At 64.4% G+C, this 20,540-nt stretch carries 14 protein-coding genes; all 14 read right to left on the reverse strand.

Annotated elements, in window-relative coordinates; all coding sequences use genetic code 11:
- Position 1: 1 nt before the first annotated feature.
- The 14 genes from DOM66_RS04610 to glgP all read right to left on the reverse strand — a co-directional run bounded on the left by DOM66_RS04610 (position 2) and on the right by glgP (position 20,394).
- A complete protein-coding gene (locus tag DOM66_RS04610; protein WP_188115136.1) occupies positions 2–814 on the reverse strand; it encodes an ABC transporter permease in 813 nt (270 codons plus the stop codon).
- Positions 815–878: 64 nt separating this feature from the next.
- Positions 879–2,642 (reverse strand): polysaccharide biosynthesis/export family protein, encoded by a 1,764-nt coding sequence (locus DOM66_RS04615; RefSeq protein ID WP_110689381.1) that lies wholly within the window; start codon positions 2,640–2,642, stop codon positions 879–881.
- Positions 2,643–2,736: 94 nt separating this feature from the next.
- Positions 2,737–3,153: a DVU3141 family protein gene (locus DOM66_RS04620; protein ID WP_110689382.1), complete on the reverse strand. Its 417-nt coding sequence runs from the start codon at positions 3,151–3,153 to the stop codon at positions 2,737–2,739.
- Between the two features lie 449 nt (positions 3,154–3,602).
- On the reverse strand, positions 3,603–5,366 hold the full coding sequence (locus tag DOM66_RS04625; protein ID WP_110689383.1) for an SLC13 family permease: 1,764 nt from the start codon (positions 5,364–5,366) through the stop codon (positions 3,603–3,605).
- Positions 5,367–5,894: 528 nt separating this feature from the next.
- A complete protein-coding gene (locus DOM66_RS04630; RefSeq protein ID WP_110674178.1) occupies positions 5,895–7,403 on the reverse strand; it encodes a hypothetical protein in 1,509 nt (502 codons plus the stop codon).
- Positions 7,404–7,723: 320 nt separating this feature from the next.
- A complete protein-coding gene (locus DOM66_RS04635; protein ID WP_110689384.1) occupies positions 7,724–8,947 on the reverse strand; it encodes an aminoglycoside phosphotransferase family protein in 1,224 nt (407 codons plus the stop codon).
- Between the two features lie 349 nt (positions 8,948–9,296).
- Positions 9,297–10,895, reverse strand: a complete 1,599-nt coding sequence (locus DOM66_RS04640; protein ID WP_110689385.1) for an isocitrate lyase — start codon at positions 10,893–10,895, stop codon at positions 9,297–9,299.
- 614 nt (positions 10,896–11,509) lie between these two features.
- On the reverse strand, positions 11,510–12,862 hold the full coding sequence (locus DOM66_RS04645) for an adenosylmethionine--8-amino-7-oxononanoate transaminase (protein WP_110689386.1): 1,353 nt from the start codon (positions 12,860–12,862) through the stop codon (positions 11,510–11,512).
- Positions 12,863–12,913: 51 nt separating this feature from the next.
- Positions 12,914–13,615, reverse strand: a complete 702-nt coding sequence (gene bioD, locus DOM66_RS04650; protein ID WP_110689387.1) for a dethiobiotin synthase — start codon at positions 13,613–13,615, stop codon at positions 12,914–12,916.
- A gap of 16 nt (positions 13,616–13,631) precedes the next feature.
- Entirely contained in the window at positions 13,632–14,453 is an 822-nt protein-coding gene (bioC, locus tag DOM66_RS04655; RefSeq protein ID WP_110689388.1) for a malonyl-ACP O-methyltransferase BioC, read from the reverse strand.
- Positions 14,450–15,229 (reverse strand): alpha/beta fold hydrolase, encoded by a 780-nt coding sequence (locus tag DOM66_RS04660; protein ID WP_157958985.1) that lies wholly within the window; start codon positions 15,227–15,229, stop codon positions 14,450–14,452. The genes bioC and DOM66_RS04660 overlap by 4 nt, the downstream gene beginning before the upstream one ends.
- A gap of 137 nt (positions 15,230–15,366) precedes the next feature.
- Positions 15,367–16,614 (reverse strand): 8-amino-7-oxononanoate synthase, encoded by a 1,248-nt coding sequence (gene bioF / locus DOM66_RS04665; protein WP_110689390.1) that lies wholly within the window; start codon positions 16,612–16,614, stop codon positions 15,367–15,369.
- Positions 16,614–17,726, reverse strand: a complete 1,113-nt coding sequence (bioB, locus tag DOM66_RS04670; RefSeq protein WP_110689391.1) for a biotin synthase BioB — start codon at positions 17,724–17,726, stop codon at positions 16,614–16,616. Before bioB ends, bioF begins: the two co-directional genes overlap by 1 nt.
- Before the next feature lie 151 nt (positions 17,727–17,877).
- Entirely contained in the window at positions 17,878–20,394 is a 2,517-nt protein-coding gene (gene glgP, locus DOM66_RS04675) for an alpha-glucan family phosphorylase (protein WP_110689392.1), read from the reverse strand.
- Positions 20,395–20,540: the final 146 nt, after the last annotated feature.

Genomic DNA, 20,540 nt, shown 5'->3' on the forward strand with positions numbered 1-20,540 from the left:
TTCACCTTGCTTTTAGTTTCCAGGCGAAGCGAACATGCATGATAAGGCCTAGCGACAAGGAAGTTAGCGCCCAGAGCCAAAGGTAGATCATGTCGATACCAGGTATCGTATGATAGCTATCAAAAAAACTTAAACGCATACTTTCGAGGCCATGAACAATAGGATTCCACAAAAGATACTCTTGGTATTGCGCAGGCACGTAAGTCACAGGAAAAATGACACCAGATATCAGAAGAAGCGGCAATGTGACTATACGTACAACCCTACCAACTTCGGAAACTAATCCAGAAGCAACTGACAGCAAAACTCCCAAACCAACACCAAGCATCCAGAGACCTATCCAGTCCAACATTACTCCAAAGCCGTGATCTGGAATCAAATCAATTTTGAGAAGAGATCCAACAAGGATAAAAACCAGGAACACAAAAGTACGAATCATACCCTCCACGAAACATCGCACAATAACTGGATCAATTGGCAATATCTGTCGATATGTAAACAGCCCTCTGTTTGCGTCCACAGCCCCCATAGGCCGCATCATTGTTTCTCTAAATAAATAAAAACCCATCAAGCCTACCACCATCCAAGGTACAAAATCAGCTCCAGCAATGTGTTTGCCACCTCGAATGTAGGTGCGGATAAAAATCATTACCGCAATAGTTGCGACGGGTTCAAAGATCATCCAGAACCAAGCCATCCGATCAGACATGGTTCTCGACACCATCTCCCTCAAATACATTGCTGTCCAGACATCCCAGGTGACGCGTAAGGGATGGCGTGGAGAATTCGGAATCTGTTCCGTCTTGGTTGCCATTTAACGATCCTACGCCCGCCGACATACTGTCGCGCGGGCGGTCATCCATTACTTGAATAGAGGTTTATAGATCCAGCGCGACCTTGGTCGCCACGGCCACTTGATAGAGGATCTGAGTGATGCTGCTGGCCAGCTCGATATTGCTGGTCGGTGCGGCAGGCAGCACCATGATCTCGTCACCGGCACGGATCTTGGTATCGCCGGCGTGAACCACGGCACCGTTCTTGTGCACCACCAATACCTGGTCGTCATCCGCGCGCGGGGTAAAGCCACCCGCCTGCTGGATGTAATCGTTGGCGCTCATGCCGGGGGTAAAGACCATCGCCTGCGGAATGGTGACTTCGCCGCTCAGCAGTACGGAGTCGGAGATCTCGGGGATGGTGATCACATCGCCATCCTGCAGGCGCACATCGGCGATGTTATCGCCGCGGGCCACGACCAGGCGCCCGGTGGGCTGGGTCTGGCGCGCCTTCTGCACGAACTTCTGTATCAGCTCGGCCTGGCGAACCTGAATCTCACCCTCTTTCGCGGTGCGCGAGGGGTAGCCAAGATAGGTCTGCTCGAGCCGGTCGAGGCTTTCGTTGAGCGACTCTTTCTGCTGCTCCTTGACGCTCTCGCGGCGGATCGAGATGTCCTTGTAGCTGGTCATGCTCTTGGGCACGCTGATCGCGTTGAGGAACTCACCCAGGTGAGCGTCACGCGGCAGTACGTAGCGCGAGGGGCCGTAGTAGCTGCCCTCTACCTGCACAACGATGCTTTCGGCGCGCTGATCGGCGCTGTAAAGCACCTCGTCGCCCTTCTCGACGTTGGCTTCGCGGAACTCGCTCAGCGTCAGATAGCGCGCGATGGGGCCGCTGGGGCGGCTGCCGCGCAGCAGCACATGAGAGACGCCGGCGCGCAGGCGCGCGAGGTTGGTCACATCACCGCCGGTGAGCTGCTCACCCGCCAGCTCGTAGCGGAACGGCTTCTCAACGTCACCGACCACGGCAACTGCCGGGCCGCGCTGCTCCACTACCACGGTGTCGCCATCGCGGAACTGAGTGTGTGGCATGTTCCCGTTGATCAGGAAGTCATAGAGATCGACCGTTTCGATCGCGCGGCCGTTACGCTTGACCACGATCTGGCGGTAGCTGCCCAGCGCCTGTTCGATACCGCCGGCCTGATCGAGGAAGTAGAGGATGGAGTCGCTGGGGGTGCCGGAGTAGCGGCCGGGATTCTTGACATAGCCGGTCACGAACACGCCCACCGGCTGCACGCCCTGCAGGTTGGTATAGACCTGCACGTTTTCCGGGTAGACGGACTTGATTGCCGAGGTGACCCGCTTGTTGAGCTCGCTGTTGGAGGTGCCCTGAACGTTGAGCGGGCCGATACCCGGCAGGAAAACATTGCCCTGGGAGTCGACCGTCAGCACCTGCTGCATCTCTACCCCGCCCCAGACGCGCAGATTGATCTGGTCGCCAGGCTTGATCGTGTAGGCAGGGTTGAGCCCGTCGGCCATCACACCGCGGAAGCCACCGCTGAAGAGATTGGCGCCGAAGGGCGGCAGCATATTGGGGTCGATCTGCGCCTGGTTGGGATCGAACGGGCCGTACTGGTCACTGTTCCAGTTGGCACGCGGGGTGTCATCCACCGCCTGCTGGGCGTTCTGGCCGTTGGCTCCTTGCTGGCCGTTGGCCCCCTGGGGCTGCATGGTCATGGACTGGGCCTGCTGGCCCTGCGGGAGGATATCGCTACCCGATTCGAAGGATTGCGCGCTCGCCAGGTTGGCGTTCAGGCACGCTACCGCCACCAGGCACCCGGCCCGGAAAAACGATGCTGCACGTTTCATGCAAGACTTCCTGTGGTGTTCGTGCGGCTTCCGCGCCGCCTATATCGTCTTCGACGATACTCGGCTCGTTGGGCGCGGTTGCAGCGGATTTTTGTTACTGATTGCTGGTTGCGGGCAGCACTTGTGTCACCAGGCGCTGCGAGAACCAGCCATTATCCTTGACCAGACAGGCGACTTCGGCCTGATGCAGCGCCGCCCCGCTCTCGCGGGCGATATCCAGGTGCGCGCAGAGCCTGCCGCTGGCAGCGAAGTAGCGTTCCTGAACGATCACTGAGACGTTCGAGCCCCACGGGCTCTTGGGGAAGGCGGCGATGCTGCCGGGCGTGGCGTTATCGAGAAAGGTGGATATCTCGGGGCCGAGCGCGGCACCACCACGCATGTTCTGCACGTTGTGAATGCCCTGCTGGCTCTGTGTGGCACATCCGGCGATGGCGACAGAGAGCACCCCCAGCTGGAAGAATTTCCCGAGCCGGCTAGCGCGGCGGGACACCCCATGGAAAGCGTTTGACATGTTTTGTGATCAACCCGATTGACTAAGACGCCGAGCCTCACCGCACGGGCATATGCCCGATACGCGCGATGGCATCGGCCGGAGGGAATGGATTAGGCCCAAAGCATCAGGGCAGTCCAAAAAAATAACCGGTGGCAAAATCCCTGCCCTCGAACACATTGATACATTTAGTAGGCCGAATCCATGGCCCTTGAGCCACACGATTGTATTGGGCCGGGCCCGATTTGCCTACCGCGAAGGCGAATTCCTCGTATCTGTCATGGCAAGCTCTCCTTCATGAGCAGCGCTCGCTCCTGCAGCTGGCCTGCGTGGGCGCCTGGTCAAGCCAGCGCCGGCGGCCGATCCCTCACGGGCAGTGCTAGCTCCTGAAGGTGGGCCAACCAAACCCAGATGATGGTGACCAGGCCGGGGATGCCTTCTATCCATAAATGCTGATATTTACGCCGTCGTTAGAAGTGCCAGATCAGCGGTATCAGTGTGACGCTGACCACACCGACAATCAGGCTGAGCGGCACGCCTAGCTTGAGATAGTCATGCATGCGATAGCCGCCGGGGCCCATCACCATCAGGTTGGTCTGGTAGCCCAGCGCGGTCATGAAACTGGCCGACGCGGCAATGGTGACGGCGATGACGAACGGCATGAAATCGACCCCGAGTTGGTCGGAGACCGCCATGGCGATGGGGAACATCAACACCGCGGCGGCGTTGTTGGTGATCATCTCGGTGAACAGCACCGTCATCACATAGACGAAGAGCAGCGCCAGCCAGGGGGTGTGGATCTGCCCTACCACCTGCTCGGCGATGGCCTGAGCGGCGCCGGACTCACTCATCGCGGTACCCAGGGAGAACGAAGCGGCTATCACGATCAGCACGGAGAGATCGATATAGCGGCGCGCCTTGCCCATGGTCAGGCAGCCGCTCACCAGCATGGCGCCGGCAGCGAGAAAGGCCGCTTCGAGGATCGAGGTCAGGTTGGTGGCACTGAGCAACACCATGACCCCAAGGATGCCCAGCGAGAGCGGCGCCTTCTGAAAATTGGGCGGTGTGGAGTCGTTGAGCTGGCTGACCAGCAGGAAGTCCTTGCGGTAGCGGTACTGCTCGACGAACTGCTGCCCGGTCTCCAGCAGCAGAGTGTCGCCGACCTGGAACTCGACATCGCCGAGCTTGCCCTCCAGCCGCCGCCCATGACGGGAGATGGAGAGAATCACCGCCTGGAAGCGCGAGCGGAAACGCGATTCACGCACGCTCTGGCCGATCGCGGTGAAGTCAGGGCTGATCACCGCCTCGACCAGGCATCGCCGATGGTGGGCGATCTCCAGCTTCTGCACGTTGCCGTTGGTCGGCACCAGGCCACGCACCTCGCGCAGCTCACGGGCACACTCGGGCGCGCCGACGAAGATCAAGGTGTCATCCGCTTGTAGCCGGGTTTCCGGTGGGACCGCGGCCATCAGCTCGTCGCCGCGCTGGATGTCGGTAAGATAGCCGAACTGCAGGTTGCGCAGCCCCGCTTCGGCGATACTTCGACCCACCAGCGGCCCGCCCGGCTTCACGTCGACCTCGACGCTGTACTCGCGGATCTGGTCGAGCTGCGAGCTGGTGCCGTCACGCTGGGGCAGCAGCCAGCCGGCGAACAGCAGTATGAAGCCCCCGCCCACGATCAGGATCGGCAGACCTACCCAGGTGAGTTCGAACATGCCCAGCGAGATGCCTTGGCGGCTTTGCAGCAGGCCATCGACCACCAGGTTGGTGCTGGTGCCGATCAGGGTGCAGGTCCCGCCGAGAATGGAGATATAGCTGAGTGGCAGCAGCAGCTTGGAAGGTGGAAGGCGCAGGCGACCGGACCAGTCCTGGATCGCGGGAATGAACATCGCTACCACGGTGGTGTTGTTCATGAACGCGCTCAGCACCGATGCCGGCAGCATCACCCGCCACTGGGCCCGGCGCAGCGTGCTCGGCTGGCCGAGCAGCATGCTGGCGATCCACTTGATCGCCCCGGTCTCCTTGAGCGCTGCCGCCACCACGTAGAGCGCGGCAATGGTCATCACCCCGGTATTGGCGAAGCCCGCCAGCGCCTGCTGCGGCGTGAGCACATCGGTGAAGATCAGAAACGCCATGGCGCCGACCAGAATGGCGTCCGGTGCGATACGCGTGAAGACCAGTGTGCCCAGGACCGCCACCACGGCCGCGATGCTCAACCAGGCATCGATACCCATGCCAATTCCCCATCTTTACCGTTATCGATGCTGAAACTCACGGCGTGACTCGAGCGTCATCTCGCCGAATTAACATCATTGAGTTATGACGTTATACCGAATTCAATGAATCCATTTCCTATTTCAATCGAACCGCGATTCTAGGCATACGATTGTGATAACGCTACGTAAAGTGTTCAACCGTGAGTGAATAAAGCGTCAGGATTTGTCTTGTGACTGTCCGCGAAGCGCGACAGGTTCCGCTGTTCACCATTAGCGCCTTTACCGCTGGTGCGCGCGATGGCGGGTTCTATGGATTGGTTCCAGGACGTGGTTCCAAGGCTTAGCTCCAAGGCGAGGTTCTATGGCTTGATCCCATACGTCGCCGGAGAGGCGCTGCCCCGTGAGCGCTATCTCGCTCACGCTTAGGGGGGGCCGCCTCGCTGTGCCGGGTGATCATGCCGGATCAACAAAGACTGGCCGGAGCGTCGCTCCGGCCAGAATACTCATTTACCTCCTGTCAACGCTGCTTGCTCTCAGTGATGGCGTTCAATCAATGCCGGGCTCGAGTGTCAGGATCTGCATCGCGAACGACTCGGGCGTGACAGGATTGCCGGCCAGGTCCGTGAAATGCAGATAGACGCCCGTGCACTGCCGGCGCGTTCCCGAGTTGTTGACGTAGCCGTCCACGTAGCTCCAGCCGTCGAAGCGCACGCCGCGGTCCTCTACCGACACCTGGATGAGAGGGTTGTCGATCACGTACGGGAACACGAGCTTGACGACGCCTTGCTGGGAGACGTCATGCGATTGCAGTGCCCCGAGACCGCGGGAGAGCCCATCCTGACGCCACAGGAAATGCTGCGGGATGCCGGTAATGGCGCGTTTGGTCTCGCCACCGACCACCACGTCGGAGAGCCCCGTCAGGCCGGCAGTGCGCTGGCCGCGCACGTTCTGCGCCAGGGTGAAGCGCTCTTCCAGGTTATCGCCCTTGTCGAACACCAGGGCGCCACTGAAGCCGTTTTCCGCGTCGTCCTCGAGACGCAGCGGCCCACCGCCAGAGCGCAGCGTCATGCCCGGGCGTCCGGTGCTATTGTAATTGGCATCAATGACAAACGGCCCCAGGCCAGCATGGGATGCGCATTCACGGAAAATGCCGGTATCGGTGATACGCACAGCCCGGCCGGTACTATCGCGCACCACAACATCACCGTCGTTGAGAGACACACCGCCCATCTTGCCAGCGTGATTGTCCGTGGCGAACACATCTTCCCAGCCGTAGGACATGCTGTTGCTCGAGGCAAAGCAGCGCATCATCTGCTGGTTTTTCAGCGTGCGGACACAAGGGTAGCCAGCGCCTTCTGCTTGAGAGGCATTGCCGAATGGGGATTCCGTGCCATCCGGGCGGCGCTTCTCCCACCAGTTGCCCACGAAAGTGCCGTTGTAGATGAGCGCGGCCACGATCGCATCGCCACTCATGTACTCGAAAATATTGTCGATGAAAGACGGCCCCTTGAGGTCGCGATCATATACGACGCCATTACCGCAGTTGTTGAATTCGTTGCGGACGAAGCGGGTAGTCGTCGAGACGTCGTTGTTGACGTCGCGGCAGCGCAGCCCAGTGCCGGTCATGATGAAACGGCAGTCCACCACCGAAAAATGCACGGTGATTTTTTCGATGTCGATGGCCGTGCCAATCTGGTCAAAACGCACATTGTGGAACAGGCCGTTATAACCCCGGGCGGCGAAGGCGGTGATGCCACGTTTCTCGCCACCGCCGTAGATGTGCAGATCAGAGATCACAGCGCCCTGATTGGTGAACATCGGGCCGTCGATGTTGCCGGCAGGTCGCAGACGAGAGGCGCCACCATCGCGGTTGCGCGCCAGCCCCCGCATGCTTTTGCCCTTCAGATCAACGGTCTGGGCGATGACATAATCGCCATCGGGGACGAAGACTGTGCCACTGTCAGCAGCGTCGGCCATCGCCTGAAACGCAGCAGCGCTGTTCTGCTTGCCAGAAGGATCGGCACCATAGTCGATAACGGTTTTCAGGTCAGACATTTCATTCTCCTTGGGTTGTACCGCGAGACAATGCTGGCACGGAGTCTGATGTCGTCACCATGAGATGGCGTCGTGATATCGCCCTATACAACGGGCATGGAAAATCCATGAAAAAACACCACCACACGCCCGAATGGGATAACCCAAGACGAACTTTAAACGGCACGTTGATTGGCGGGGACGCCACAGGGACTGAGGGAATTACTCCATAGGCTTACGGGAGCGCCATATGGATTTACGAGATCACCACAGGGATCTAAGAGCACGTTAGGCGGGCAATCAATCAGTGATGCTTTCGCCCTGAACGGGCAAGGTCGCACCTACAGGGGGCCACTTCTGACTCTGGACGGCGATGGCTGGGGTGCTGCCGTTGGGCGGGAGAGCTGCTGGAAGCGCTGGGCCAGGTAGGAGGCGTCCGCACTGCCGATGAAGTCGGCCTGGCGTAGGGCCAGGGAAAGATATGTGAAGAGGCTCCAGCCCAGGCGTAGCTGCCGTGAGCCGCCGATCCAGGCTTCGGCCTGACGCGGCGGTACCCCGAGCAGCAGCCTGGCCAGATCGGCACCGAGAGGCAGCAGGCCGGCGTTGTCCCAGTCGATCAACAGCGGCCGCCCACTGCCCGCTTCGACGATGACATTCTCCCGGTGCAGATCACCATGGGAGAAGACTCGCGGCAGCCCGCCGGCGCTCCACAGCATGGCCAGGATCAGCCGCAGATCGCCACCACGCCGCCCCACCAGCAATTGGCGCCAGCTGCGCGCGATCAGGCGGTCGGCGTGGGTGCGTTCCCGCAGCTGCGACACCAGCGCCGGGGTCGGCTTCAGATCGTTGAGGCGCTTGGCCCACTCGATGGTCGTGCGCATGGCTCGCGTATCGGTCAGCACGTGCTTGTCCAGGGTGATGCCGGCGACATAGTCGGCACACAGCATGATGCCCCCCGCGGCATCGACCCGCAGCGAGATCGCCGGGCAGGCGATCCGGTGAGGTGCCAGCAGCTCCCGGTAGAGACGCGCCTGGCGCCGGGCACGTGCCGCAGGCATGCCCATGGGAACCACCGTGCGCCCGTCAGGCGTCTGCAAGGCCATGGCGGCCAGCTTACCGGTCTGACCGAACAGCGGGCGGAAGGCTTCGATCTTGAACCGGGTGCGCAGCGGCTCGAGCAGCTGGCGATAGGCATCCAGCCCACCGTAGGGCGTCAGCGGCATGAAGCCCGAGTCGTTGGCGCGGCCGCGCAGCGGCTCATCGCCGATCACCGCCACGCCGTTCTGCAGCATGTGGCCGCCGAGACCGAAGCGCACGCGCACCAGATCGCCCGGCTTCAGCGTGAGCGGCGCGCGAAAGCCCACGTGGGGGTCACGCGCGGCCCCAGCGCGTACCACGTCGGGCCTGGGGTCCTGGCAGAAGGCGCTGAAGCGGTCGATATCGTTGACCGAGATCACCACCACGCGGGATGCCCAGCGCCCTCTTCCCGGCAGCGGCTGGGTTCCCCTGCCGACACACCAGCCGGCTACGCCACCGGCATCGATATGGTCCACGAAACCGAACATGTTGCCCCCGCCGATCCGCTGTCATTTCGGGGCAATCTAGCGCGCAGTGCAGCCGCGATCAGGAACCATTTTCGAGATCCATTACCGCGGGGGAGGCCCTCCGTCATGTCGGGTATTAAGAAGTTGAAGCGTTCGTCTTCGCAAATGCATGCGTCTTCACAAAACAGGTGGCCCGGGCAGTAGGTCACGAATGGCAGGTCTACGGATGACAGGTCACTAATAGCAGGTCTACGGGCGCGGGGATCACGGCGGTCATCGAGACGGGAGGTAGACGAGAAAAAACCAGCCCCGGGATCGCCGGGGCCAGGGTAAAACGCGGATCACGCGGTGTCGCGGCGGGCAGCCAGTCTCAGCCGAACTGGTTCATGGTGTTGAGCGTACCGCCAGCCTTGAGCGCAGAGGCGCCGGAGAAATACTCCTTGTGATCGTCGCCGATATTGGAGCCGGCCATGTCCTGATGCTTGACCGACGCCATGCCACGGCGAATCTCCTGGCGCTGCACCCCGGCCACGTAGGCGAGCATGCCCGCCTCGCCGAAATAACCCTGGGCCAGTTCATCGGTAGAGAGCGCTGCCGTGTGGTAGGTCGGCAGTGTGATCAGGTGATGGAACACACCGGCCTGCCGGGAGGCATCGCGCTGGAAGTTCTGCACCCAGCGGTCCGCTTCCGCCGCCAGCTCGGAGTCGTCGTACTCGGCGCTCATCAGCTGGGCACGGTCGTAGGCGGAGAGATCCTGCCCCTCGCTCTCCCAGCGGTCGAAGACCTGCTGCCGAAAGTTGAGCGTCCAGTTGAACGACGGCGAGTTGTTGTAGACCAGCTTGGCATCCGGCACCACCGCGCGGATTCGGTCGACCATGCCGGCGATCTGGCCGATATGCGGCTTCTCGGTCTCGATCCACAGAAGGTCTGCTCCGTTCTGCAGCGCGTTGATGCAGTCCAGCACGACCCGGTCTTCGCCGGTGTCAGAGCGGAAGCGGTAGAGGCCGTTGGCCAGCCGCAGCGGTTTGCGCAGGTCACCGTCGAGCTTGATCACGCTATCACCCTCGTCGAGATCGTCGGCGCTGCAGATCGGCACGGTGTAGAGGAAGCTGTTGTACTGATGGGCCAGATCGCCCGGCTCCTTGCTCACCGGCAGTTTCTGGGTCAGACCGGCGCCCAGTGAGTCGGTACGCGCGACGATCACCCCATCATCGACCCCCAGCTCCAGGAAGGCGTGGCGCACGGCGTTGATCTTGGCGACGAAGTCCTCGTGCGGCACGGTGACCTTACCGTCCTGATGGCCGCACTGCTTGGCGTCGGAGACCTGATTCTCGAGCTGGATGCAGCAGGCACCGGCTTCGATCATCTTCTTGGCCAGCAGGTAGGTGGCCTCCTCGTTGCCAAAGCCGGCATCGATATCGGCAATGATCGGCACGACATGGGTTTCGAAGTTGTCGATTTTCTCGAGGACACCCCGCGCTGCAACTTCGTTGCCCTGCTTGCGCGCCTGATCCAGTTCACGGAAAAGGTGCGTCAGTTCCCGCGCATCGGCCTGACGCAGGAAGGTGTAAAGCTCCTCGATCAGCGCCGGCACAGAGGTCTTTTCATGCATAGACTGATCCGGCAAGGGGCCGAATTCCGAGCGCAGGGCGGCGATCATCCACCCGGAGAGGTAGAGGTAGCGCCCGCGGGTGGTGCCGTGGTGCTTCTTGATCGAGATCATCTTCTGCTGACCGATGAAACCGTGCCAGCAGCCCAGGGACTGGGTGTAGCGGGACGGGTCGCGGTCGTACTCCTGCATGTCCCGGCGCATGATCGAGGCGGTGTAGCGGGCGATATCCAGCCCGGTACGGAAGCGGTTCTGCGCCCGCATACGCGCCACCGATTCGGGGTTGATATTGTCCCAGCGTCCTTCCTGCTCTCGGCACAATCGATTCAATGCATCGAGGTCACTCTGGTAGATAGACATGCTGTACTCCTTGAGGCGTCGGCTTCGTGACTATCGCTGCCGAAATTTTGACGACGAAAAACGCGCGTTTTAATTCGATCAATGCCGCATCAATCGTCGTTCGGCAAGGTCACTATGGAAGCCAGAGGGACAGCATAACAATCAGTACTTCGGTGGCGTGGGGGTAAGGCTTTTACCGAAAAACGCCCGTTTAGGCGGTTTTTGTAGTCATGTATGACGTATGACCCTGGGCCAACCACGAGCGTGAAAATCCGTTCCGGAAACGCCGCAAGTTGGGTGTGACACCACTCGGCGCATGAAAACAAGCGTTTTATCATGACCTTGTGCGCGTGTAGCCCGGATATCCGCGCAGCGGCGAGCGATCCCGACCGGCCATGAAGGCGACAACACCTCTACGACCTTGGTCGAGAGGGAGCTAGCCGATTTTCAAGCGTCGTGACGGAATTTTCCTACGCTGTGGCGCGATATCGCCCTGCCGGCCACGCCTTGGGGCCAACATCGGCACGATATGGGTGACGACATGGGTTAACTGCGGGCGCGAGCATCGTGTGAGAAGAGTCTCTAGCGGCGGGAGAGCGCCCCTCGGCCTGCCTGTCGAGGGGCGCTGGCAGGGGTCAGGTATCAGAAGTGGCGATCTCGAGCCCTTCCCGGGTGACTTCGGCCACCAGTTCCAGCTCCTCGTCGCTGATCACATAGGGGGGCATCCAGTAGATGACATTGCCCAGCGGGCGCAGCATCACGCCGCGCGAGATGGCGTGGCGGAAGACCCGCAGACCGCGCCGCTCGCGGAAGTCGTAGGGGGTGAGGCTGGACTTCTCCTTGACCATCTCGATCGCCAGTACCATGCCGGTCTGGCGCACATCGCCGACATGCGGGTGGTCACGCAGCGGCTCCGCCAGGCGACCCATCAGCGCTGCCTTGCCACGGTTGGCGGCAATCACGTCGTCCTGCTCGAAGATATCGAGGGTGGCCAGGGCGGCGGCACAGGCAAGCGGGTTGCCGGTGTAGCTGTGGGAGTGCAGAAACGCCTTGAGCGTGTCGTAGTCGTCGTAGAAGGCGGCATAGATCTCGTCGGTGGTCATGACGACCGAGAGCGGCAGGTAACCGCCGGTCAGCGCCTTGGAGAGACACAGGAAGTCCGGCCGCACGCCGGCCTGCTCGCAGGCGAAGAGCGTACCGGTACGCCCGAAGCCGACCGCGATCTCGTCGAAGATCAGATGCACACCATGGCGGTCGCAGGCCTCGCGCAGCCAGGTGAGATACTCCGGCGGGTACATGCGCATGCCACCGGCGCACTGGATCAGCGGCTCGACGATCACCGCCGCCAGCTCGTCGGCGTGGCGCGCTAGTGCCTGTTCCATCTCGGCGAAACGCGCCCTGGCCTGCTCGACCCACTGCTCCCTCGGCAGCCCGAAGCCATCCGGTGCGGCCACCTTGATCACATCCAGCAGCAGCGAGCGGTAGGTATCGGTGTAGAGCCCGACATCCCCCACCGCCAGCGCGCCCAGGGTCTCGCCGTGGTAGCCGTTGGTGATGGTGAGAAAGCGCCGCTTCTGCGGCTGCCCGACGTTGCGCCAGTAGTGGTAGCTCATCTTGAGCGCCACCTCGATCGCCGAGGAGCCGTTGTCGGCGTAGAAGCAGTGCCCCAGCCCTTCGGGGGCGAGCCGACCCAGGCGCTCGGAGAGTTCGATCACCGGCTGATGGGTGAAGCCGGAGAGAATCACGTGCTCGAGCTCGTCGAGCTGTGACTTGATGCGCGCGTTGATGCGCGGGTTGGCGTGGCCGAAGACGTTGACCCACCAGGAGCTGACGATATCGAGATAGCGCTGCCCCTCGAAATCCTCCAGCCATACGCCCCTGCCGCGCCGGATCGGCACCACGGGCAGCGTCTCGTGGTCTTTCATCTGCGTGCACGGGTGCCAGAGGCTGGCCAGATCCCGCTGCATCCAATCGCTGTTACGGTTCATGTGTCTTCTCTTGCGGAGTGAAGCCTTGCCGCCCCCGCCCACGCCGTTCGCTCAGCTCAGGCTGCCGAGCAGCGCGTCGAGGTCGAGCAGGTCGGCGGTGGTCTCGGCGTCCGGGCTCTCCAGCCAGGGCACCACGCCCAGACAGGGAGCGCCGCCGTACTCGCCGAGCCAGTGCGCCAGCGCATCGAGGTTCTCCTCCATGCGCGGGGTATCGGGTTCGAGAATGTTGGCGACCCAGCCGGCCACCTTCACGCCATCGCGCTGGATCGCCTCCAGCGTCAGCCGGGCGTGGTTGATCGCGCCCAGACGCACGCCGACCACCAGCACCACGGGCAGATCCAGCGCGATCACCAGGTCGGAGATCGACTCGCGCTCGTTGAGCGGCACCCGCCAGCCGCCGGCCCCTTCGATGATGGTGACATCGGCGCCGCGGTCGAGCAGCGCTCGCATCGGCTCGGCCAGCATCGAGACGCCCAGTGCGATACCCGCCTCACGGGCGGCGATATGCGGGGCAATCGCCGGCGCCAGGGCGACCGGGTTGACGCTGTCGTAGTCGAGCGCCGGGCTGCACTCGGCCAGGATGGTGGTGGCGTCGCTGTTCCTGAGCCCTTCGCTGGTCTGGTCGCAGCCGGAGGCGACCGGTTTGCCGCCGATGACGCTCAGGCCACGCCGGCGTGCGGCGGCCATCAGGCCGGCGGTAATGAAGGTCTTGCCGACTTCGGTATCGGTACCGGTGACGAATAGTGCTTGCATGGGGTCTTCCTCCGCTTCAACGCTGCATCACGACAGTTGCCACACGATAACTGATCGGGATGCCGGCCGGTCTTCGGTATTCTTCGAATGCGGCCTCGAGCCGGGCCAGGCGCTCACGCCCGGTCAGTCCGCGGGGTGGTGTGTGAGCGGAGGGAGCGGTCTCGGCGATCACCGTGTTGGCGCCAATCGCCTTGAGCGCCTGTCGCGCCGCGGCCAGATCGGGATACCAGCAGCGTCGGGTGGTGACGTCATGCAGCCGGCAGCGCCAGCCGGGGCGGGCCAGCGTCTCGGCCAGCGTCTCCTCCGGCAGGAAGCGGTTGACGTGGGCGCGCCCATCGACCGCCCGCCAGGCCCCCTGCCACTCATGCAGGCTGCCGTGGCACAGGGTAGTGAAGGCGAGATGACCGCCGGGACGCAGCACCCGCCAGGCCTCGTCGAGCGCCGCCGCCAGCGAGTCGCACCACTGCAGGGCGAGGCTGGAGGCGATCAGATCGACACTGCCCGCCGCCAGCGGCAGCCGTTCGGCGGCGCCCGCGAGCCAGCGGATCGCCAGCTCAGGGAGGCTGGCCCGCGCGGTGGAGAGCATCCCAGGGGCCAGATCCAGCCCCAGGGTGGTAGTGCCAAAGCGCCGCGCCAGGGCAGCGGTGACATAGCCGGTGCCGCACCCGATATCGAGCACCGTCGTCAGACGGCTCTCCGCGGGCAATTGCGCCAGCAGCGCGTCGGCCACCTCGCGCTGCAGCCCCGCCGCGGCGTCGTAACTACTCGCGGCGCGGGAAAAACCACTGGCGATACGCCGCTGGCGCGCCAGTCTGGGGGCATCCACCAGCGCACTCATGGCTGGCCCCCGGCATCGGCGCGTTCGGCCCGACTCGAGGTGATGAAGGTCGCGATCCGCTCGGCAGTCTCGGTGGCACGCGCCAGCGGGAAGGCGTGGCCCGCCGCCGCGATCCGCTCGGCACGGCCAGACGCCGGCAGGCATTCAGCGACGGCATCGCAGGCGCCACAGGGCACCAGCGCATCATCGGCCGCGAACAGGTGCAGCTGGGGCACGCTCAGTTGCCCCAGTCGCGCGCGCAGATCCAGCGCCTCGAGCAGCGCAAGCCCTGCCAGTGCCTGATCTGGCGGCGTCTGCGCACCGGCGGCGGCGAGCTCGCGGGCCGAGCGGACACGCCGCGGCCGTTGGGTCTCACCGCCCTGGACGACCAGTTGGGCAAAGCGCCCGAGGGTCCGGGCCGGCGCCTGCTGATAACCCTGGCGGAAGGCGTCGAAGGTCTCCATCGCCATCGCGGTTTGCCAGCCCGGCCGCGCCACGAAGCAGGCGTTGGCAGCGAGCGAAATCAGCCCGGGCTTACGCGCACCACGCCTTGCGGCCAGCGCGGTGGCGAGCATGCCGCCCAGTGACCAGCCGCACAGCCAGGCGCCATCCGGCAGCGCACGCTCGAGCGCGGCAAGCCAGGCATCGACGTCGTGACCAGCCAGCCGCCCACCCTCGGGGGCCTCAAGCATGGCGTAGTCGAGCAGCGTGATCTCCCAGCCGGGCAGACGCTGACCCAGTGCGCTCGCCAGCGGCTCGAGCGGCGTTACGCCCAGCGCCCAGCCGGGCAGAATCACCAGCTGCCGGGAATCGTACCGATCGGCTGCCTGCGGGTCAGTCAGACCCGAGTCGTTAAAGTTAGAAGCGCTGGGGTTCGAATCACTGGGATTCGAATCAGAGAGATGTTGAACAGCACACTGGCGGGCCGCGAGCGTCATGCCGGTGCCCTCTGCGGCATCGCCGCCCCACCCTGCCCGATGACCTGACGCCCGGCGTCGTAGAGCGCCTCGCACAGGCGGTCGACATCGGCCAGCTCATGGGCCGCGCTCAGGGTGATGCGCAGGCGCGCGCTACCCACCGGTACCGTCGGCGGGCGAATCGCGCTGCACCAGATAGCGCGCGCTTCCAGCGCCTGGGCCAACGCCAGCGCCGTGGCCTCGTTGGCCCCCTCGCCGTGCTGCGTGATCAGCAGCGGCTGGATCGGTGTCATCGACGGCATGGGCGACAGACCGACCTCGGCAAGCCCGGCGCCGTGCTGGCGAAAGCGCGCGACCAGTGCCTGCAGATGGTCACGGCGCTCCGGCTCGTCGCGCACGATGTCCAGGCTGGTCAAGGTGGCCCAGGCCAGGGCTGGCGAGAGACTGGTGGTGTAGACATAGGGCCGGGCGAACTGGATCAGCGCCTCGATCAGCGTCTCGCTACCGGCGACGAAGGCGCCATGGGTACCCAGCGCCTTGCCCAGGGTGCCGACCAGGATCGGCACTCGCCCCGGTGCCAGCCCCTGGGCGTCGCAGGTCCCCGCCCCGCGCTCGCCCAGCACGCCGAGGCCGTGGGCATCGTCGATCATCAGCCAGGCGTCGTGACGCTCGCAGTGGGTCGCCAGCGCGCTCAGGTCGGCGCAGTCGCCATCCATACTGAAGACGCCGTCGCTGATCACCAGCCGGCGGCGCTCACTGTCGAGCACTGCCAGACGCGTCTCGCAGGCCGCAGTATCGCCATGCGCGAAGCGTTCTAGCCGGGCCCCGGCGAGGCGCGTGCCATCGAGCAGCGAGGCGTGATTCAGGCGGTCATGCAGGGCGATGTCGCCGCGCCCCAGCAGCGCCGAGATCACACCGAGATTGGCCTGATAGCCGCTGGAGAAGAGCAGCGCCCGCTCGCAGCCGGTCCAGGCCGCCAGCCGCCGCTCCAGCATCTCGTGGGCCTCGCTATGGCCACACACCAAATGCGATGCGCCGCCGCCGACGCCGAAGCGCCGGCCCCCTTCCGCCAGCGCGTCGGCCAGCCGCGGGTCGCCGGCCAGCCCCAGGTAGTCGTTGCTGCAGACGTTGAGCCAGTCGCGGCCGTCGCGATGTACCCGCGGCCCCACACCTCGGGTGGTGTGACGCTGGCGATAGCGCACGCGGGCGCGCTGCTCGGCCAGACGCGGCACCAGCGCCGCTTCGAGTGACTCGGCGCCGCGCATCAGACGTCCGCGGCCGCGCCGCTGGCGGCACGCCGAGGCGCGCTGGCATCCGTGGTCAGTGCATCCAGCCGGGCACGCGTTATTTGCGCTTGCAGCGCTGCCTCCTGGGCGGCGTCATCGACCTCTTCACGCTGTTCTGGGTGAAGCCCGAGCCGAGCGAACAGCTGCTTGTCATGACTCGCCTGCGGGTTCTGGGCGGTGAGCAGACGCTCGCCGTAGAAGATCGAGTTGGCGCCGGCGAAGAAGGCCATCGCCTGGGTCTCATCGCTCATCAGCTCGCGCCCCGCCGCCAGGCGCACGTGGGAGCGCGGCATCAGGATGCGCGCCACCGCGATGGTGCGGATGAAATCGAGCGGATCGAGATCCTCCACGTGTTCCAGCGGCGTCCCCTGGATGCGGATCAGCATGTTGATCGGCACGCTCTCCGGGTGGGTCGGCAGATTGGCCAACTGCTGCAGCAGGCCGGCGCGGTCGTTGACGCTCTCGCCCATGCCGAGAATGCCACCGCTGCAGATCTTCATGCCTGCCTGGCGCACGTGATCCAGCGTCTCCAGACGATCGGCGTAGGTGCGGGTGGTGATGATCTCGCCGTAGTACTCCGGCGAGGTGTCCAGATTGTGGTTGTAGTAGTCGAGACCGGCATCATTGAGCTGCTCGGCCTGCTCACGGCTGAGCATGCCCAACGTCATGCAGGTCTCCAGCCCCAGCGCACGCACGCCCTTGACCATCTCCAGCACGTAGGGCATGTCCTTGGCGCTGGGGTGCTTCCACGCCGCACCCATGCAGAAGCGGCTGGCGCCTACCGTCTTGGCCCGGCGCGCCTGTTCGAGCACCGCCTCGACCTGGAGCAGCTTCTCGCGCTCCAGCCCGGTGTTGTAGTGGCCGGACTGCGGGCAGTACTTGCAGTCTTCGGGGCAGGCGCCGGTCTTGATCGAGAGCAGCGTGGAAATCTGCACCGCGTTGGGATCGAAGTGCTCGCGGTGCACGCCCTGCGCTCGGAACAGCAGATCGTTGAACGGCAGCGCCAGCAGCGCTTCGATCTCGCTTCGCTGCCAGTCGTGGCGGGTCGCGGAAGCCGCAGACGCGGTGCGGGTATCTGGGGTGGCAGTCATCGGTGTCAACTCATCCATACCTCACGGGTTGACAGAATGGTGCCACGGCCCATGGTCAACCTCAAGCCAAGACCAAGTTGACCGCGTGTACTTTCCCCCTCCGCGAGCGGCGTTCGTTCCTATGATTTGTCTGAAAAATGCCTGGCGCGCTTCAGCGCTGCCACAGCACCCGTGGCTCCTCCAGCGGTAGCACCACGGCGGCGTGCCAGGGCCTGGCCCGGATGGTGTACGCCTCAGCCGGCCGGTTGGACTCGATCTCGACGACGAACTCGCAGGCGTCCGGTGTCGCCCCGGGCACGGCGTGCATCTCGTGGCAGGCGGCTGGCTGATCAGCGCCGGCATCGGCGTAGAGTTCGACACGCACATCCTCCGGGGTGAGCCCGCCCAGATGCAGCCAGGTCTGAAAACGGTGACCGCCCGCGTGGGTGTCGACATGGCTGGCGCCGAAACGCAGCGCCGGCCAGGCCTGCTCGATGGCGTGGTGCCAGGCGGCGATCTCGCGCCCCAGCTCACCGGCGCCAGCGGCACGCTGCCGATAAGCCTCGGCCGCCGGCCGGTAGTAGCGCTGGTAGTAGTCGCGCAGGGTGCGGCTGACCGAAAAGCGCGGGGTCAGGCTGCTCATGCTGGCGCGCATGCGTTCGACCCAGGCCTGGGGGATGCCCTGCTCGTCACGCTCGAAGAAGGTCGGCACGATCGCCTGTTCGAGCAGATCGTAGAGCGCCAGCGCCTGGGTCGCATCCCAGCCGGGATCGTCACCGTGCTCCTGCTCGTCGCCCAGCGCCCAGCCCACTTCCGGGCGGTAGGCCTCGACCCACCAGCCGTCGAGTTCGGAGAGATTGAGCCCGCCGTTGACCAGGATTTTCATGCCGCTGGTGCCGCACGCCTCCCACGGCCGGCGCGGAGTGTTGATCCATACATCCACGCCGCGCACCAGCTCCTGGGTCAGACGCATGTCGTAGTCGGCCAGGAAGATGACCCGGCCGCGCACGTCGTCGCGGCGCGAGAACGCCACCCACTGCTGGATCATCGCCTGGCCCTCGCGATCCGCGGGGTGGGCCTTGCCGGCCACCAGCAGCTGCACCGGCCGCACCGGGTCGGCAAGCAGCCGCGCCAGCCGCTCGGGGTCGTGCAGCAGCAGGTTGGGTCGCTTGTAGGTGGCAAAGCGCCGGGCGAAGCCCAGGGTCAGCGCATGGGGGTCGAGCACGTGCCGCGCGCGCTCGGTGAGCTCGGCGCTGCCGCCGGAGACTGCCACCTGGCGCGCCAGCAGCTCACGGGCGTAGCTCACCAACTGGGCGCTGGAGGTCTTGCGCAGTTGCCACAGCCGCGCTGCCGGCACCTTGGCCATGGCGCTGCTGAGCTCGCCTTCGCCAGCCAGCCAGTGGGGCTGACCGCAGAAGTGGGTCCACAACGCCTCCGCCGCCGGTGACGCCCAGGTCGGCATATGCACCCCGTTGGTGACGTGCCCGATCGGCACCTCGGATGTTGGCCAGCGCGCAAACAGCGGGCGAAAGATCTCCCGCGAGACCTGCTCGTGGAGCAGACTCACCGCGTTGACCGCATGACAGCCGCGGCACGCCAGATAGGCCATATTGAAGCGCTCGCCGGCGTCCTGGGGGTTGCTGCGCCCCAGCGCCAGCAGCGCCTCGATGCCGATGCCCAGGCGCTGCTCGGCGTAGGCTTCGAGATAGCGCACGATCAGATTGGGTGAAAAGCGATCGAAGCCCGCCTCTACCGCGGTATGGGTGGTGAACAGATTGCCCGCACGGGTGATGGCGAAGGCGACCTCGAACGGCTCGCCGGTGCGCTCCATGCGAGCCCGCGCGCGTTCGAGCACCACCAGCGCGGCGTGGCCTTCGTTGAGATGGCACACCTGCGGCGTGATCCCCAGCCGCTCCAGCAGCTGCCAGCCGCCGATGCCGAGCAGCATCTCCTGGCGCAGGCGCATCTCCTCGTCGCCGCCGTAGAGCTCGCTGGTGATACCGCGGTAGGCGGGATAGTTGGCGATGTCGTTGCTGTCGAGCAGATAGAGCTTGGTGTTCCCCACCCGCGCTTCCCATACCTGCAGCCAGATCGCGTAGCCCGGCAGCGAGACTTCGATACGCAGCCACTCGCCGTCGGCGGTGCGTACCGGCGAAATCGGCAGCTGGCCCGGGTCGTTGTAGGGATAGAGCGCCTGCTGCCGGCCCTGGGCATCGAGGGTCTGGCGGAAGTAGCCGCGCTGATAGAGCAGCCCGATGCCGACCACCGGCAGATGGAAATCGCTGGCCGCCTTGAGCTGGTCACCGGCGACGTTGCCAAGCCCGCCGGAGTAGATCGGCAGCGCTTCGCTGAGCATGAACTCCATGCTGAAGTAGGCAATGGTGAAGGGATCGCTATCACTGCCCAGGGGCGAGGCGGCGTGATGGGTCGCCTGACGGTGCCGCGCCTCGATCAGCGCCTGCAGCTGCTGGGCATTCTCGGCGTTGGAAAGAAAGGTGCGCAGGCGTTCGAGCGAGGCCGCCTGGAGCACTGCCCAGGGGTTGTGGGTCAGCTCCCACAGCCGCCGGTCCAGCGCACGCCAGATCCAGTCGGTCTCCTGGTGCCAGGTGCAGCTCAGGTCGAGCGCCAGTTCGGCGAGATGGGCGTAGCCGGGCACGCCGCGCGCGGCGGCATCGTCACGGGAGGACATCGCATTACCTCGTGGCAGGCATTGACGAAAAACGCGGGCACCCAGCGGCGGCCGGGTACGTGACCCACAGGCAGCATATACCCAAATCGCCGGGGGCAGGAACGTCGCATGCCGCCCCCCGGCCACCCTCCCACCGGCACCGGCAC

This window comes from Salinicola endophyticus, assembly GCF_003206575.1.
Taxonomy (GTDB): domain Bacteria; phylum Pseudomonadota; class Gammaproteobacteria; order Pseudomonadales; family Halomonadaceae; genus Salinicola; species Salinicola endophyticus.